Here is a 15,232-nt window from a genome sequence, read left to right as displayed (position 1 = left end):
TGCCGGCACCTATTGTGCTGTTTGTTGATGTAGGGTAGTCTTGGAGGGAGTGACATAACGTGAACATCCTATTCATGGGCCCTCCGGGGGCAGGAAAAGGAACGCAAGCAGACGTCATTGTGAAAGAGTTCGGTATTCCCCACATTTCAACAGGCGATGCATTTCGTCTTGCGATTAAGCAGGGAACTCCCATTGGCCTGAAAGCCAAGGAATATATGGATCAAGGATTGCTCGTACCAGATGATGTAACTATCGGCATCGTTGAAGAACGTTTGCAGCAGCCTGATTGCAGAGAAGGTTTCCTCTTGGATGGTTTTCCAAGAACCCTGTCTCAAGCAGAAGCGCTCGGTGGTATTCTGGATCGACTGAACTCAGGTCTCGATCATGTAATCAACCTGAAAGTGGACCGCAACAAATTGCTCGCCCGTTTGACGGGTCGTCGTATTTGTAAGAACTGTGGCGCCACCTATCATGTCGTGTTCAATCCGCCCAAGCAGGAAGGTATTTGTGATAAATGCGGCGGTGACTTGTACCAGCGCTCTGATGATAATGAAGAGAGCGTAGGCACACGTCTCGACGAATATATCAACAAAACAGCACCACTCCTCACATTTTATGAGAACAAAGGCCTTCTTCGTCAAATGGACGGAGAGCAGGATATCGATCAAGTTTCTCATGAAATTGTGTCCCTGCTGCGAGGTTAATTGAATGATCATTGGTAAGTCCGAAACGGAACTGGGCTTGATGAGGGAAGCGGGGAGAATTGTTGCGGAAACGCATCGTCTCTTGGCAGAGCATATCGCTCCCGGTATTACGACTGGAGAACTTGACCATATGGCCGATCAATACATCCGCAGTCAAGGAGCTGTGCCGTCTTTCAAAGGTTATAACGGTTTCCCTGCCAGTGTGTGCGCTTCAGTGAATGAAGAGTTGGTGCATGGATTTCCCGGCAAACGAAAGTTGAACGAGGGCGATATCGTTACGTTTGACATTGGCGCGCAGTACCAGGGTTATCACGGAGACTCCGCCTGGACTTATCCAGTCGGCCGTATTTCCGAAGAAGCCCGTCGTCTTCTGGACGTTACCGAGGCTTCGTTATACGCAGGTCTGGCGCTGGTTAAACCGGACGTTCGCTTGTTTACAATATCTCATGCGATTCAGAAATATATTGAAGATGAAGGGTTCTCAGTAGTACGTGAATATGTCGGTCACGGCATAGGAGCGGATCTGCACGAGGAACCACAGATTCCGAACTATGGTCTTCCTGATCGGGGACCACGGCTTAAAGCGGGCATGGTGCTGGCCATAGAGCCGATGGTTAACGCAGGCAGACGGTATGTGAAAACGTTGGAAGATAACTGGACTGTCGTCACTGTTGATGGATCGTTATGCGCCCACTTTGAACACACCGTAGCAGTTACACCAGAAGGCATGGAAATTTTCACAAAACTGAATGCGTAGGTGATAAGGCATGAACAATCAGTCTAATCCGCAGCTCGGTCAACTTGTGAAGATTCGTAAAGGCCGCAATGCGGACCAAGCCGCAGTAATTGTTGCTATAGCGGACAGCAGGTTCGTATATATTGCGGATGGAGACAAACGTAAGTTTGATCAACCCAAGAAGAAGAATATTCTTCATCTTGAACTCCAGCCGATGATTAGCAGCGAGGTCGTAAACAGTTTAAACGAGAGTGGTCGGGTGACAAACGGAAAGCTCCGCTTCGCGGTTCATTCGTTTCTGGAATCCACCAACATTCAAGCTGAAGAGAAAGGAGACTGACTAATGGCCAAGGAAGATGTCATTGAAGTGGAAGGTACGGTTCTCGAACCGCTACCGAATGCAACGTTCAAGGTTGAGCTTGAGAACGGTCATCAAATTCTCGCTCACGTTTCCGGCAAGTTGCGGATGCACTTTATCCGTATCCTGACTGGAGACAAAGTGGTTGTTCAGTTATCGCCTTATGATTTGACAAAAGGTCGTATAACTTACCGTAAATAGTAGTAGACAGTTGCAATGAACTGTGAAGCTTATGAAGCGGGTTTTGCCCGGCAAAACTTGCGAAAGCTTCGAAGCCGGTTTTACAATAGTAGAACAAGGTCAATGCTTACGAAGAGAGTTTTGCTAAGCAAAACTTTGAGGAGGTAATTCACATGAAGGTAAGACCTTCGGTCAAGCCGATTTGCGAAAAATGCAAAGTCATTCGCCGCAAAGGGAATGTTATGGTTATCTGTGAAAATCCGAAACACAAACAAAAACAAGGTTAAAGAAGGGGGTGTAGCGTAAAATGGCACGTATAGCTGGTGTGGATTTGCCACGTGATAAGCGCGTTGAGATCGCCTTGACTTATATTTTCGGAATCGGTAAAACGACTTCCCAGAAAATTCTGAGCACAACAGGCATCAATCCGGACACTCGTGTTCGTGATTTGACGGAAGATGAAGTCAGCAAATTGCGTGAAAGTATCGACAAAGAGGTCAAAGTAGAAGGTGACCTGCGTCGTGAAATCTCTTTGAATATTAAGCGTTTGACGGAGATCGGTTGTTACCGTGGAGTTCGTCATCGTCGTGGTCTGCCTGTTCGTGGACAACGTACGAAAACGAATGCTCGTACTCGTAAAGGTCCTCGTCGTACTGTAGCGAACAAGAAGAAATAATAAGGGGGGATAAGAGAAAATGGCTAAACCGAAAAAAGTCGTACGTACTAAACGTCGTGACCGTAAGAATATTGAATCTGGCGTGGCGCATATCCGTTCCACTTTCAATAACACTATCGTTACTATTACGGATCCTCACGGAAATGCAATTTCGTGGGCAAGCTCCGGCGGCCTCGGATTCAGAGGTTCCCGTAAATCGACTCCGTTTGCTGCACAAATGGCTGCTGAGACTGCTGCCAAAGCTGCAATGGAACATGGGATGAAAGCCGTTGAGGTTATGGTTAAAGGACCAGGCGCAGGCCGTGAAGCAGCGATCCGCTCTTTGCAAGCTGCAGGTCTTGAAGTTAACCTGATCAAAGACGTAACTCCAGTCCCGCATAACGGATGCCGTCCTCCAAAACGTCGTCGTGTCTAATGAGATTTGCCCCTGCGTGTGGTATATTTCCGGCACAATCTGCTAATAATGGTTGTTTAGGCATACTACTACATGTTTTCGCAAGAGAAGGTAAATGTTTCATAGAGGACCGACGTTTTGAAGGAGGGGTATTGCAGTGATTGAAATCGAAAAGCCGAAAATTGAGACGGTAGACGTCAACGATGATGGCACCTATGGGAAATTCGTAGTAGAACCGCTTGAGCGCGGATACGGTACGACGCTTGGAAACTCGCTTCGCCGAATCTTGCTCTCGTCACTGCCGGGTGCGGCAGTGTCTTCGGTTCAAATCGATGGCGTTCTGCATGAATTTGCTACAGTTCCTGGCGTAATGGAAGATGTTACGGAGGTCATTCTTAACCTGAAAGCTTTATCGCTTAAAATTCATTCTGATGAGGAGAAAGTGCTCGAGATTGATGCTGAAGGCGAAGGAGCAATTACGGCTGGAGATATCCGTGCTGACTCTGATGTGGAAATCCTTAACCCGGATCTGCACATCGCTACGCTCGGACCAGGTTCGAGACTTCACATGCGTATTTTTGCCAATCGCGGTCGCGGCTACGTCCAGGCAGATCGGAATAAACGCGATGACCAGCCGATCGGCGTCATCCCAGTCGATTCCATCTTCACCCCGATCAGCCGCGTTAACTACGCTGTGGAAAATACGCGTGTTGGCCAAGTAACCAACTATGACAAGCTCACGTTGGAAGTTTGGACTGACGGAAGTATTCGTCCTGAAGAGGCTGTAAGCCTTGGCGCTAAAATTTTGACCGAGCATCTGATGCTCTTCGTGGGTCTTACAGACGAAGCGAAAGATGCAGAGATTATGGTCGAAAAAGAAGAAGACAAAAAAGAAAAAGTACTCGAAATGACGATCGAAGAGCTGGATCTCTCTGTTCGTTCCTATAACTGCCTCAAACGTGCTGGTATTAATACCGTACAAGAGCTGACTACGAAAACAGAAGAAGACATGATGAAAGTCCGTAACCTCGGACGTAAGTCTTTGGAAGAAGTTCAAGAGAAGCTTGAGGAACTTGGTTTGGGACTCCGTACAGAAGAATAGACAGCCGAGTGCTTGAAGTGAAGGAGGGAAAACAATGGCATACCAAAAGTTGGGCCGTAATTCCAGCGCACGTAAAGCTTTGTTCCGTGACCTGGTAACCGACCTGTTCTTATACGAACGCATTCAGACAACTGAAGCGAAAGCAAAAGAGGTTCGCTCTATTGCTGAAAAACTGATCACTAAAGCGAAAAAGGGAGATCTTCATGCCCGTCGCCAAGTGGCAGCTTATGTTCGCCGCGAAACAATCGATGGTGAGCAAGATGCAATCCAAAAACTGTTTAGCGAATTGTCCGGTCGTTACGCTGAGCGTCCAGGTGGATACACTCGTATCCTGAAACTGGGACCTCGTCGTGGTGACGCTGCGCCTATGGTTTACTTGGAACTGGTTGACCGCGCGTAGAACAGATGAGATGAGGAAAGGGGACAGAATCGTTGATTCTGGTTTAACCCTTTTTTTCTCTTCATTTCGGATTTCGTGCTGTAATAGAAGCTCCGAAAGGGGCTTCTTTTGCTGTTCGGGATAGGCACATGTATAGTATGGAACAAAGGTGTGGTATTGATGCGCAACTTGTGTATGACGTTAACTTATGATGGCACTGCCTATTACGGCTTTCAGGTTCAGCCAGGAGGGAATACCATTCAGGACCATCTTGAAGATGCCATTCGTGCTTTAACCGGTGAGAAGGTTAAAATCACGGGTTCAGGCAGAACGGATGCAGGCGTTCACGCACGCAGACAGATCTTCAATTTCCCTACGGAATCCCAGATCCCGATTGAACGATGGTGTATGGCGCTCAACTCCAGATTACCATCCGATATTATCGTTATTGATGCGGTTGAAGTACCGAACGATTTTCATTCGCGCTATGCTGCGAAAAAGAAAACGTACCGGTATACCGTCAATGCGAATCAATTCCCGGATGTATTTAACCGGAGGCTGCAGTATCATCACCATGCCAAGCTGGACATTGCGGCAATGCAGGAGGGGTTGCGTCATTTTATTGGTACGTATGATTTCACCTCCTTTGCTTCACGCAAGTCTCAGAAAGAAAATCATGTACGTTCGGTATACGAAGCATGGATAGAAGTGGACCGTTCAATGTGTAGGGACCATCCGCGCGATCAGGGTGTCATTCACATCTATGTGAGTGGTAACGGCTTTTTGCAGCATATGGTTCGTATTATTGTAGGTACACTGCTGGAGGTCGGAGAGGGCAAACGGAAAGCCTCTGACGTACCGAATATGATTGCTGCTTGTAATCGTTCTGCTGCAGGACCTACTGCGGTTAGCTGCGGTTTAATGCTCTGGGACCTTGAATACAAAAAAGATTAAATTTGCAAAGTGAAATGCTTAATTAACACTTGCGATTTAAGCTCCTATCATGTAATATAAAAGTTGTGTTTTCTTAATGGCTTTCCCACAGCCCCAATTAAGAGGGTCACAACGAAAGAACTATCCATCAACACCTAAAGTTATCACTTAATGAATGAAGATAAATGAATATAATGATGTTGAACATTTTAAGGAGGAACTTTTCATGCGTACCACGTACATGGCGAAGCCTAACGAAGTTGAGCGCCAATGGCACATCATTGATGCCGAAGGCAAAACGCTCGGACGTTTGGCGAGCGAAGCAGCTGCTTTGATCCGCGGCAAACATAAGCCACAATTCACTCCACATGTGGACACTGGCGATTTCGTTGTTATCATCAATGCAGAGAAAATTGTATTGACTGGTAAAAAAATGCAAGGTAAAAAATACTACCGTCACTCGATGCACCCAGGTGGTTTGAAAGTAACTACTGCTGAAGAGATGGTTAAAAACAAACCGGAACGTATGTTGGAATTGGCTGTTCGCGGTATGCTTCCAAAAACTCGCATGGGCGAGAAAATGAAGTTGAGACTTAAAGCGTACAGAGGCACTGAGCATCCACATGCAGCACAAAAACCAGAAGTTTATGAACTTCGCGGTTAATTAAAAGGAGGACAGTTTCATGGCACAAGTACAATACTATGGGACAGGTCGTCGTAAACATTCGGTAGCTCGTGTTCGCCTTGTACCGGGTGAAGGACGCATTGTCATCAATAAACGTGATATTAATGAATACTTCGGTTTGGAAACACTCAAACTGATCGTAAAACAACCACTGAACCTGACAGAAACACTCAGCAACTATGATGTTCTTGTTATCGCTCATGGTGGCGGAATCTCCGGTCAAGCCGGCGCAATCCGTCATGGTATCTCCCGCGCTCTGTTGAAAGCAGATCCGGAATACCGTGCTTCCCTGAAAAAAGCAGGATTCCTGACTCGTGACCCACGGATGAAAGAGCGTAAAAAATACGGTCTCAAAGCCGCACGTCGCGCACCTCAGTTCTCCAAACGTTAATATGCATTACAAGCCTTTGGCCTCGGTCAAAGGCTTTTTTGTATTCTACAGACCAATAGATATTTTAATTGCTCTTTACTTCAGAAGATGCACCAAAGTAGCTTCAGGTTCCTCTGTAACGGTTAAAGTTTCTTCCTCCAACGAGTACTCCAGTAAATGCGATCCACCTAAACCATTAATCAAATTTGCAGTTTTAGAACTTTATAATGGTTGTAATCATTCATTTTTCATTCTCAATTTTCATCAGTTTTTCTTATGGTTTTGATAAAGGCCACTTACTATTGAAGAATAGGATTCCCGCATTTATCTCATTATTAAATCCTTCTCGTTCTTCTATATTCGTTTGAATTTATAGAGTTATTCTATACTTCGTTTTATCAAATGTGCACCATAAACCCAATAGGGGCAAAGGATTTCATTGATGAGGAGATAAGGATAAGGTGGAAATGGATGATGCTACACTTGGATGATTTTATCCACAATTTTATTAACTGCATAATGAACACCAAATTATATTCGAAATGAACAACAAAAAAATGGGCCAAAACGGATGTATTTTACCATATGGCAGGCATTGACATCCCTCATGAAAGATTTATACTATACATAATTCATATTAGATTAGTCGGCTTTAGTGATTGTTGAAATGCAGAATGGGGGAAATGCAGACATGAACTTGTTGGAGAAAGAAGAACTTGCACGGACGAAGGCTGAAGAATTGGAAAACGCAAGTCCAGAGGATATTATTCGTTATGCTATTGAGACGTTTCCAAATATCACTTTTGCATGCAGCTTCGGTGCAGAGGATGTTGTACTTGTAGATATGCTTCAGAAGATCAGCCCATCCACGGATATATTTTATTTAGATACTGATTTTCATTTTAAGGAGACTTACGAAACTCGCGACAAAATGAAGGAGAAATACAATCTAGATTTTGTACGTGTTGCTCCGAAAATTACACCTGAGGAACAGGCAGCTCAACATGGGGAACAATTGTGGAAGTCGGATCCTAATGCATGCTGTAATATTCGGAAGGTTGAGCCGCTGACACGTATTCTATCTCAGTATGATGCCTGGATTACCGGTATTCGGAGAGATCAAGCACCGACGCGTGCAAATTCCAAGAAGGTCGAATATGATGCTAAGTTTGGGCTTATGAAGTTTAACCCGATTGCCCACTGGACTACAGAGGATGTATGGGATTATATTCGTGCCAATAATGTCGTGTACAATCCGCTGCATGATCAAAATTATCCGAGTATCGGTTGTGAGTATTGCACACGTCAAGTTATGCCTGGAGAAGATCCACGTGCGGGACGCTGGTCTGGGAACGATAAAACGGAATGTGGTCTTCATAAATAATTTATTCAGAATAAGTGATGGATTTTATAATGCACTGGATTCATTCTTGATGATATAAAAAATGGTGAAACAGGGAGCTGACAAGATGACTTCGATTCTGCCTCATGGAGGTACGCTGATACAGCGTGTCGTACAAGGAGAAGAACGGGAACAATTATTACGAGAGAGTGAGAAACTGCCCTCTTTACGTATAAACAGCTGGACAATTTCGGATTTGGATCTCATTGGTGTGGGTGCATTCTCACCGCTTCAAGGTTTTATGAATGAAGAAGACTATCTTTCGGTTATATCTCGTATGCGTCTTGCTGACCGAACAGTCTGGAGTATCCCCATTACCTTAGCTGTAGATGAACAGCAGGCTGCATCGCTCCAGATCGGTGAGACTGTGGCACTTATTGGCGATAATGACGGAGTAACTTATGGATTGCTTGAAGTGAAGAGCTTATACAAAGTAGATCAGGGTGAAGAAGCACGTCGTGTCTTCAAGACGGATGATCCAGAGCACCCGGGTGTGAAAAAACTGCTGGAACGACCTGCAACGTATGTAGGAGGTCCAATTCAAGTGCTGAATCGCCCCAAACCGGCCAAGTTCGAACAGTTCTATTATGATCCTGCTGAGACACGGAAAACGTTCCAGGATAAGGGCTGGAAGACGGTTGTTGGTTTCCAGACGCGTAATCCGGTCCATCGTGCCCATGAGTACATTCAGAAGAGTGCAATGGAGATTGTGGACGCCTTGTTCTTAAACCCGCTTGTAGGCGAAACGAAGTCTGATGACGTGCCTGCAGATGTAAGAATGAAGAGTTATCTCGTTTTGCTGGAGAACTATTATCCGGCTGATCGTTCGTTTCTAGGCGTATTTCCGGCGGCAATGCGGTATGCTGGTCCAAGAGAGGCCATTTTCCACGCGATGGTACGTAAAAATTATGGTTGTACTCACTTTATTGTAGGCCGCGACCATGCAGGTGTGGGTGACTACTACGGAACGTATGAAGCGCAGGAGATCTTTAATAACTTCACACCGGAAGAACTCGGTATCACTCCTTTGTTCTTTGAACATAGTTTTTTCTGTACCAAATGCGGCAACATGGCATCCAGCAAAACTTGCCCGCATGATAAAGAACACCACATGGCTCTGTCTGGCACGAAAGTACGTGGCTTGTTAAGAGATGGCCAATGCCCTCCACCTGAATTTACGCGCCCAGAGGTAGCTGAGGTGCTGATAGAAGGAATGGCAGAGCAAGTCCGCTCCTAACGGTATATTTGTCCATCTTGTCCCATATAGATGATTAGAGTCATTTATAGGGACGAGGTGGTTTTTTTATGCGTAAAAATATGGGGAAGCACTTTGTGATCTGGATTAGGTTACGCACCATGAAGAGGGTCATGTTAAGCCTTTGTTTGCTTGCGATGTTTGTGGCGGTGGTGACGTATGAGTTGCCCTCCTCCAAAATGTCCGGTTACTGGGGGCTGCCATTAGCGGGAAAAGTCATAGCCATTGATGCAGGACATGGTGGGCCAGATGGGGGAGCAGTGAGTAAGCAGGGAGTCATTGAGAAAGATATCAATTTATCCATTGCGTTGTACGTACGAGATTATCTGCAGCAAGCAGGAGCCTTGGTTGTGATGACCCGTGAAATCGACACCGATCTGGCTACTACAGATACTAAGGGTTACTCCAAACGCAAGACGGAAGACCTGAAACAAAGAGTAAGAAGAATCGAGGATAAACAGGCAGACCTCTTTATCAGCATTCATATGAACAGTGTACCTTCGAACCGCTGGAGTGGCGCTCAAGTTTTTTATACACCCAATCATCCCGATAATGAAGGATTAGCCAATCTGCTTCAGCAAGAAATGATTCGTAATCTGGAAAATACAGATCGAATCGCGAAAACGGTAAATACCGTTTATTTGCTCCAGGCGTTAAAAATTCCCTCGGCATTGGTGGAGGTCGGTTTCCTTTCTCACCCGGAAGAGGCTCGTCTGCTTGCTGATGAGACCTATCAGCGCAAAGTTGCTGCATCCATCTATAACGGGATTCTCCGTTATTCGTCAGGAGAACGTCCTAAAAGTTAGTCACAATGAGAAAGGTAATGATATAATTGGACCAGCATACCTAATTACATGCCAATAGATAAAGCTGAGGTGCTGTCTGATGTTATCAAAAGAACAGATACTTGAACTATTGCAGCCGTTGCAGGAACCGCAATTGGGCGTAAGTTTGACTGAACTGCAGTGGGTCCGTGATGTCATGGTTAAAGAAAATCATGTTGCTCTTACTATGGTGACGCTGGAGAACCGCACAGAGGATACAACTGCTCTAAGCGATGCCGCTCGCAACCTGTTGTCCCAACACGGAGTGAATGATGTACATATTCGTCTGCGTGCAGCGTCAGAGCATGAGCGTGAGAGCCTGAACATAGGACAAGCGGATCATGAGGAAGACCAGGACGAAGTGCTTGTCAAAGGCCATGCAGCAGGGCTGGACGGACATGAGTTGTTAAGTCCTGAATCCGGCGTGCGTTTTATTGCTGTTGCTAGTGGTAAAGGCGGCGTCGGCAAATCGACGGTAACCGTTAATTTGGCTGCGGCTCTGGCACGTCAAGGCAAGAAGGTTGGCTTGATTGATGCAGATATATATGGCTTCAGTGTACCTGATATGATGGGCATTGAGGAATATCCAGTCGTTGAGGACGGGGTTATCCAACCGGTCGAGCGTTTCGGCGTAAAAGTGATGTCGATGGGATTCTTTATTCGGGAGAATAACCCGGTGATCTGGCGTGGACCTATGTTGGGCCGGATGTTGCGCCAATTTTTTACCGATGTAAACTGGGGAGAGTTGGATTATATGCTGCTTGATCTGCCTCCGGGTACGGGGGACGTCGCACTAGACGTACATCAGATGCTGCCTCACAGCAAAGAAATCATCGTTACAACACCGCATGCAACCGCTGCCTTTGTAGCTGCACGTGCAGGTGCCATGGCCATTCAGACGGAACATGAGCTGCTTGGTGTCGTAGAGAACATGGCTTATTATGAATGCAGCAAATGCGGAGAGAAAGATTATGTATTTGGCCGAGGTGGTGGGGGGACTCTTGCCGAGAGTCTTCATACAGAACTGCTTGCGCAGATTCCACTGGGAGCGCCGGATAATCATATTTCGGAGCCGGATTTTTCCCCATCCGTGTATAAAGCAGATACAAGCATCGGGGCGATTTACGACGAGGTTGCCCAGTCTGTTGATGCCAAGTTTTAGTTTTCTTATGATGTAAAATATATAAAAAGGCCCACATCCATGGATGCGGGCTTTTTTCAACACTCGATATCTTTTAACTTTAAAGTATTATCGACTTACGATCCTCCATTACTTCCGTCTCCACCACTGTTACCATCACTACTGCCGTCTCCGCTGCCACTTCCGCCATCCCCATTGTCATCTTTGCTTTGGCCGTCCTGTTTGCCGCCTTGTTCTGTTTTGGGTTGCAACTCATCTTGGACTACCTTTTTAAGCAAAGTCAGTACTTCCATCCGAAATAAAGGATTTTGCATGACTTCCTGCATAACGGTCATCGTTTGTTTACGATATTCTGGCGTTTTGGTCATATCCATGAACATCTTGGATACTTCAGGAGATTTCATGACATCCCCAATGGATTTTTGATACGTTGGATCTTTGATTAACTGCATATGCAGTTGCTTGCTTTGAGAGTTAATTACTTTGGCGAATTCACCTGCAAATTGTGGATCCGTCATAATTTTCTCGAATTCCTTCTGGTATTCAGGAGCCGTGATGGTATCTTTTACAGCTATACGTATTTGTTCTGAAGATTGCATAGGCATTAACATTTTCATACCCACTGTCCCAGATCCACCGCCAGAAGCTCCACTTTGGCCAGAAGCGCCGCCTTCCCCACCACCAGAAGAACTTTGTCCAGTGAGTGCTTCCTCGACCGCCTTTTTGCCTTCGTCACTTTTGAGAATATCCACGACCATCGTTTTCATCTCTTTATAACCGCCCTGAGGAGGCGAATAATTCTGATCTGAGCCACAGCCGGCGAGCATGACGGATAGTCCAAGTACGACACAGCATAACTGCCACAAAGGCCGTTTCATGTGCACAACCCCTCCTTGATTAGATACTGGATGTAGTATGTGATGGGAAACCGCTAAATATGTTGAATGATGATGGTTTTTTGCTGTGAAGGTTGGTAAAATAAACTCTCGGGGGTGGAAAACATTTGAATTTACGTAAATGGTTTTTCCTATTTTGGTCAGCTTTGCTTATTGGGGCTGCGGGATCATTAGTGACGGGTCTAATTATGATGTTGGTTAATGGAGAAAAAACGAATGGAATGACCGATTTTTTATTTTATCTCCTGATCTTGTTTGGTTCCGGTATTATGATTAGCGTGTATTCGCAAATGGGTTTTTTCGCATACTTGATATTGAACTATATGGGCAAAGGTGTATTTTCGAAACGCAGTTGGCAAATTGTACAGATTGTTCTAACCGTGTTGGCATTATTTGATGTCATGTTTTTACGTTTGTTTGTTGGTGGGGAACGAGAACGGCTATCCGATATTGTGCTTGGAGTCATTATTTTGGCAGCTGGAATTGTTACCGCTTACGTAAAAGTGAAACAGACACATATTTCGGCGTTGGTACCTACACTCTTTTTCATGGTGGCTGTTACCGTGGTGGAGACGATCGGTGTTTTACGAATTGATGTAAATGCGGCTACCATCTTTATTGTGGTTCCACTGTTAATCTGTAATGCATACCAAATGCTGATATTGCACAGGCTGGTAGATGGGTCCATGGAGCAGCGGGTGAGTGGAAAGAACGAAGTACAAGAAAGTCATGCGTAGCGATTATCTTACAAAAAAACGCCAAAAAGAGCTAACCTGGTTAGCTCTTTTCATTTATGCGCTTCAGCGCCTTTTACAGGACGTGGAGATCTTCGGAAGGCAAGTATACAGTTTGCATCACCAATACTGTTTTAATTAACGCTTACTGTGCACTGGCTTGGTCGCGAACTTCCGTACCTTTGACACTTGAATGGTTAAGCAGCTCAGAAACCGTCACGAACTCATACCCTTGATTTTTTAACTTGTCGATTATCACAGGTAATGCTTCATGCGTTTGTTTCGAGGAATCACTGGCGTGCAACAGAACAATGTCACCCGGGTGCGCCTTACTAACAACACGATCAACAATGGTCTGTACACCAGGGTTCTTCCAATCCTGCGAATCGGTGTCCCATTGGACTACTTGATAATTCAAACTGCTGGCAACTTGGAGAACGCGTTTGTCAAAGTCGCCATTAGGCAGGCGTAGTAATTTCGGTTCTTTTCCCGTTAAATCGGTTAAAATGCTATGAGCTGTCGAAATTTCCTTGCGGATTTCCTCTTCAGTCAGACTGCTGTAATTATCATGCTTGTGACCATGACTGCCGATTTCGTATCCTGCGTCTTTGATGGCTGTAACAATCTCGGGGTGTGTCTTACTCCAGGGGGAGGATAAGAAGAACGTTGCCTTCTGTACTTTATTATCTTGGAGGACCTTCAGAATAGGCTCTGTCCTTTTATCTCCCCAGCTAATGTCAAAAGTGAGTGCGATAACCTTCTTCTCGGTTGGAACGCTGTATACGGCGGATGGTGCATCCTCCGAGAATACAGAAATATTGCCGCTCTCCAGATAAATAATCCCGATAGCAAAGACGGCAGCAACCAGCACAATCAGGAAACGTTTGATCTTTTTGCCGCTAAATACATAGAATGAGTTCATTTCAATAAGCGCCCCTCTCCCATAAGAAATGCTTGTTTACTCTCCAATGTATGCTCGTACCTCGCAGTTATTCGTATCAGACGTTTGTTTGTCCAACATCTTGGTTTTACAGGAGGATATTATGTTAAAATTCAGTACATTTCTTAGAGCTTTAGGTTCCATTCGTGGTGCATTAATATGGTCGATTGTATTGTTTGTTGTCGGAATAGGCACGGGATGGGTGAGTACAGGAACACTTGAGGATATATTGTTGAATCAAATCGGGGGGCTAAGGGAGGTTAGTGAGCGGCTGGAGCAGGGGGACAATGTGCAATGGAACTTCTTCCTCTTTATCTTTTTTAATAATGCCATCAAAAGTGTACTTGTGATCTATGCTGGTATCTTCTTTGGCATTCTGCCTGTCGTTTTCCTGTTGATCAATGGCATGGTTATCGGATTTCTGGTACACACCACAATGAACTATGGGGCTAGCTTCTTTGATATTGTTGTGAAAGGACTTCTTCCACATGGCATTATTGAAATTCCGGTAATTATTATCGCATGCGCATTTGGTCTAAGGTTTGGTGGATTGGTTCTCAAAAGTCTTGGTCAATTTAGCGGGGAGAAACGAAATACGATTGGCAGCCAGTGGAGTGCGTTTATGCGTACAACGGTAACTGCATCCTTCTGGATTGTTATTTTGCTTTTTGTTGCAGCGATTATCGAAAGTACACTTACCTACAGCCTGGTGCGAGGATAAATTTGTATGGGATGACATTCATAAATTTTCAGAAAGTTGACCATAACAATAAAACGGGTTTCAGTAGCAACCACAAAAGGACAAACAAAGATGATCCTAGGTTTGCTACTAAAACCGGCGCTGTCCAATATATGGCCTGAATTAAGGGGCTCGAATATGACATACAATGGGACACGCCATTATCCATATGCAGAAAAAGGAGAACTCTAATGCTGGGTATGCTGTTTAACGAGAAGGAATGCAAGGAACTGGATTATGTGCTGCGCAAAGAGCTCGACGAAATGTTGTTCGACTTAAGTGACAACCGTCTCGATCAAGAAATTAAATACGCCATAGCGAGTCGCTACAAGACTGTGTTCCGTATGTATGCACGCTTTGCCCCACCCAAAGAGCTATCCAAATATGCTAGAGGTGGCAAACTAAAAAAATCCAAGCCGTAATGATGTGGTAGTGGGATGCTAAAGTTCACCAATATAAGAGAGGTGCGGCCCGTAAAGCCAGCGCTGTACCTCAGACACCATGAATCAGGAATAGGTAGAATAGGCGGCTTTGAAAAGGATATGAAACAATTTGTCGAAAAAGGGTTGACCTTTTTTGTTCAATATGATAAATTAATTTTCGTTCCTTTTTTAAGGAAAAGTTAACTGAAACAAGCGCTGAAATAAAGCGATTGAAAATAAATCGAAAAAAAGTGCTTGCAAAGGAAACTTAAACATGATATATTATAAAAGTCGCCGCTGAAAATACGGTGACGAGGAAAACTGAAACAAATTGAATGTTTGATCTTTGAAAACTGAACAAC

At 45.0% G+C, this 15,232-nt stretch carries 21 protein-coding genes; 19 read left to right on the top strand and 2 right to left on the bottom strand.

Annotation, left to right across the window (positions count from 1 at the left end; translation table 11 throughout):
• Window positions 1–59 precede the first annotated feature (59 nt).
• The 16 genes from CS562_RS30630 (at window position 60) to CS562_RS30555 (ending at window position 11,160) form a co-directional block, all read left to right on the top strand.
• The gene (locus CS562_RS30630) at window positions 60–704 is read left to right on the top strand and encodes an adenylate kinase (protein WP_099859246.1); all 645 of its coding nucleotides are present in this window, start codon (window positions 60–62) and stop codon (window positions 702–704) included.
• A 4-nt stretch (window positions 705–708) separates the two neighbouring features.
• Window positions 709–1,461 carry a type I methionyl aminopeptidase gene (map, locus tag CS562_RS30625; RefSeq protein WP_024633569.1) on the top strand — a complete coding sequence of 251 codons (753 nt, stop codon included), beginning with the start codon at window positions 709–711 and terminating at the stop codon, window positions 1,459–1,461.
• Between the two features lie 10 nt (window positions 1,462–1,471).
• A complete protein-coding gene (locus tag CS562_RS30620) occupies window positions 1,472–1,780 on the top strand; it encodes a KOW domain-containing RNA-binding protein (RefSeq protein ID WP_076292171.1) in 309 nt (102 codons plus the stop codon).
• Between the two features lie 3 nt (window positions 1,781–1,783).
• The gene (gene infA / locus CS562_RS30615; RefSeq protein ID WP_017692098.1) at window positions 1,784–1,999 is read left to right on the top strand and encodes a translation initiation factor IF-1; all 216 of its coding nucleotides are present in this window, start codon (window positions 1,784–1,786) and stop codon (window positions 1,997–1,999) included.
• 152 nt (window positions 2,000–2,151) lie between these two features.
• Entirely contained in the window at window positions 2,152–2,265 is a 114-nt protein-coding gene (gene rpmJ / locus CS562_RS30610) for a 50S ribosomal protein L36 (protein ID WP_003333770.1), read from the top strand.
• A gap of 20 nt (window positions 2,266–2,285) precedes the next feature.
• A complete protein-coding gene (rpsM, locus tag CS562_RS30605; RefSeq protein WP_062329455.1) occupies window positions 2,286–2,654 on the top strand; it encodes a 30S ribosomal protein S13 in 369 nt (122 codons plus the stop codon).
• A 19-nt stretch (window positions 2,655–2,673) separates the two neighbouring features.
• A complete protein-coding gene (rpsK, locus tag CS562_RS30600; protein ID WP_017692100.1) occupies window positions 2,674–3,069 on the top strand; it encodes a 30S ribosomal protein S11 in 396 nt (131 codons plus the stop codon).
• Between the two features lie 136 nt (window positions 3,070–3,205).
• Entirely contained in the window at window positions 3,206–4,150 is a 945-nt protein-coding gene (locus tag CS562_RS30595; protein ID WP_017692101.1) for a DNA-directed RNA polymerase subunit alpha, read from the top strand.
• A 34-nt stretch (window positions 4,151–4,184) separates the two neighbouring features.
• Window positions 4,185–4,550 carry a 50S ribosomal protein L17 gene (rplQ, locus tag CS562_RS30590; protein ID WP_017692102.1) on the top strand — a complete coding sequence of 122 codons (366 nt, stop codon included), beginning with the start codon at window positions 4,185–4,187 and terminating at the stop codon, window positions 4,548–4,550.
• Window positions 4,551–4,709: 159 nt separating this feature from the next.
• Window positions 4,710–5,483, top strand: coding sequence for a tRNA pseudouridine(38-40) synthase TruA (truA, locus tag CS562_RS30585; RefSeq protein ID WP_076292172.1), 774 nt, complete (start codon window positions 4,710–4,712; stop codon window positions 5,481–5,483).
• A gap of 205 nt (window positions 5,484–5,688) precedes the next feature.
• Window positions 5,689–6,126 carry a 50S ribosomal protein L13 gene (gene rplM, locus CS562_RS30580; protein ID WP_024633564.1) on the top strand — a complete coding sequence of 146 codons (438 nt, stop codon included), beginning with the start codon at window positions 5,689–5,691 and terminating at the stop codon, window positions 6,124–6,126.
• A 19-nt stretch (window positions 6,127–6,145) separates the two neighbouring features.
• The gene (rpsI, locus tag CS562_RS30575; RefSeq protein ID WP_024633563.1) at window positions 6,146–6,538 is read left to right on the top strand and encodes a 30S ribosomal protein S9; all 393 of its coding nucleotides are present in this window, start codon (window positions 6,146–6,148) and stop codon (window positions 6,536–6,538) included.
• A gap of 670 nt (window positions 6,539–7,208) precedes the next feature.
• Entirely contained in the window at window positions 7,209–7,901 is a 693-nt protein-coding gene (locus CS562_RS30570) for a phosphoadenylyl-sulfate reductase (protein WP_076292173.1), read from the top strand.
• Window positions 7,902–7,986: 85 nt separating this feature from the next.
• Entirely contained in the window at window positions 7,987–9,156 is a 1,170-nt protein-coding gene (sat, locus tag CS562_RS30565; protein ID WP_099859245.1) for a sulfate adenylyltransferase, read from the top strand.
• 68 nt (window positions 9,157–9,224) lie between these two features.
• Entirely contained in the window at window positions 9,225–9,980 is a 756-nt protein-coding gene (cwlD, locus tag CS562_RS30560; protein WP_076292175.1) for an N-acetylmuramoyl-L-alanine amidase CwlD, read from the top strand.
• Window positions 9,981–10,059: 79 nt separating this feature from the next.
• Window positions 10,060–11,160, top strand: coding sequence for an Mrp/NBP35 family ATP-binding protein (locus tag CS562_RS30555; protein ID WP_076292176.1), 1,101 nt, complete (start codon window positions 10,060–10,062; stop codon window positions 11,158–11,160).
• A gap of 95 nt (window positions 11,161–11,255) precedes the next feature.
• Here the strand turns inward: CS562_RS30555 and gerD are convergent, their stop codons facing one another.
• Complete coding sequence (gene gerD / locus CS562_RS30550) at window positions 11,256–12,017, bottom strand: spore germination lipoprotein GerD (RefSeq protein WP_076292177.1); 762 nt, start codon at window positions 12,015–12,017, stop codon at window positions 11,256–11,258.
• Window positions 12,018–12,142: 125 nt separating this feature from the next.
• Between gerD and CS562_RS30545 the strand changes: the two genes are divergently transcribed.
• Window positions 12,143–12,772, top strand: a complete 630-nt coding sequence (locus CS562_RS30545; RefSeq protein WP_099859244.1) for a KinB-signaling pathway activation protein — start codon at window positions 12,143–12,145, stop codon at window positions 12,770–12,772.
• Window positions 12,773–12,914: 142 nt separating this feature from the next.
• On the opposite strand, the gene pdaB is transcribed toward CS562_RS30545, so the two are convergent.
• Window positions 12,915–13,691, bottom strand: coding sequence for a polysaccharide deacetylase family sporulation protein PdaB (gene pdaB / locus CS562_RS30540; protein WP_076292179.1), 777 nt, complete (start codon window positions 13,689–13,691; stop codon window positions 12,915–12,917).
• A 121-nt stretch (window positions 13,692–13,812) separates the two neighbouring features.
• On the opposite strand from pdaB, the gene CS562_RS30535 reads away from it, so the two are divergent.
• Complete coding sequence (locus CS562_RS30535; RefSeq protein ID WP_076292180.1) at window positions 13,813–14,430, top strand: stage II sporulation protein M; 618 nt, start codon at window positions 13,813–13,815, stop codon at window positions 14,428–14,430.
• A gap of 209 nt (window positions 14,431–14,639) precedes the next feature.
• Window positions 14,640–14,870 carry a hypothetical protein gene (locus CS562_RS30530; protein WP_017692114.1) on the top strand — a complete coding sequence of 77 codons (231 nt, stop codon included), beginning with the start codon at window positions 14,640–14,642 and terminating at the stop codon, window positions 14,868–14,870.
• Window positions 14,871–15,232: the final 362 nt, after the last annotated feature.

Source organism: Paenibacillus sp. LK1, assembly GCF_002750415.1.
Taxonomy (GTDB): Bacteria; Bacillota; Bacilli; order Paenibacillales; family Paenibacillaceae; genus Paenibacillus; species Paenibacillus taichungensis.
The sequence above is the reverse complement of the archived record's forward strand: the minus strand, read 5'-3'. Positions and strand labels throughout refer to the sequence as shown.

Coding starts and splice junctions, on each gene's coding strand:
- CS562_RS30535 (WP_076292180.1), top strand. CDS start 13,813: ATGTTAAAATTCAGTACATTTCTTAGAGCTTTAGGTTCCATTCGTGGT.
- infA (WP_017692098.1), top strand. CDS start 1,784: ATGGCCAAGGAAGATGTCATTGAAGTGGAAGGTACGGTTCTCGAACCG.
- rpsI (WP_024633563.1), top strand. CDS start 6,146: ATGGCACAAGTACAATACTATGGGACAGGTCGTCGTAAACATTCGGTA.
- truA (WP_076292172.1), top strand. CDS start 4,710: ATGCGCAACTTGTGTATGACGTTAACTTATGATGGCACTGCCTATTAC.
- rpsK (WP_017692100.1), top strand. CDS start 2,674: ATGGCTAAACCGAAAAAAGTCGTACGTACTAAACGTCGTGACCGTAAG.
- pdaB (WP_076292179.1), bottom strand. CDS start 13,691: ATGAACTCATTCTATGTATTTAGCGGCAAAAAGATCAAACGTTTCCTG.
- CS562_RS30555 (WP_076292176.1), top strand. CDS start 10,060: ATGTTATCAAAAGAACAGATACTTGAACTATTGCAGCCGTTGCAGGAA.
- gerD (WP_076292177.1), bottom strand. CDS start 12,017: ATGAAACGGCCTTTGTGGCAGTTATGCTGTGTCGTACTTGGACTATCC.
- rpsM (WP_062329455.1), top strand. CDS start 2,286: ATGGCACGTATAGCTGGTGTGGATTTGCCACGTGATAAGCGCGTTGAG.
- rplM (WP_024633564.1), top strand. CDS start 5,689: ATGCGTACCACGTACATGGCGAAGCCTAACGAAGTTGAGCGCCAATGG.
- cwlD (WP_076292175.1), top strand. CDS start 9,225: ATGCGTAAAAATATGGGGAAGCACTTTGTGATCTGGATTAGGTTACGC.
- CS562_RS30620 (WP_076292171.1), top strand. CDS start 1,472: ATGAACAATCAGTCTAATCCGCAGCTCGGTCAACTTGTGAAGATTCGT.
- CS562_RS30530 (WP_017692114.1), top strand. CDS start 14,640: ATGCTGGGTATGCTGTTTAACGAGAAGGAATGCAAGGAACTGGATTAT.
- rplQ (WP_017692102.1), top strand. CDS start 4,185: ATGGCATACCAAAAGTTGGGCCGTAATTCCAGCGCACGTAAAGCTTTG.
- rpmJ (WP_003333770.1), top strand. CDS start 2,152: ATGAAGGTAAGACCTTCGGTCAAGCCGATTTGCGAAAAATGCAAAGTC.
- map (WP_024633569.1), top strand. CDS start 709: ATGATCATTGGTAAGTCCGAAACGGAACTGGGCTTGATGAGGGAAGCG.
- CS562_RS30570 (WP_076292173.1), top strand. CDS start 7,209: ATGAACTTGTTGGAGAAAGAAGAACTTGCACGGACGAAGGCTGAAGAA.
- sat (WP_099859245.1), top strand. CDS start 7,987: ATGACTTCGATTCTGCCTCATGGAGGTACGCTGATACAGCGTGTCGTA.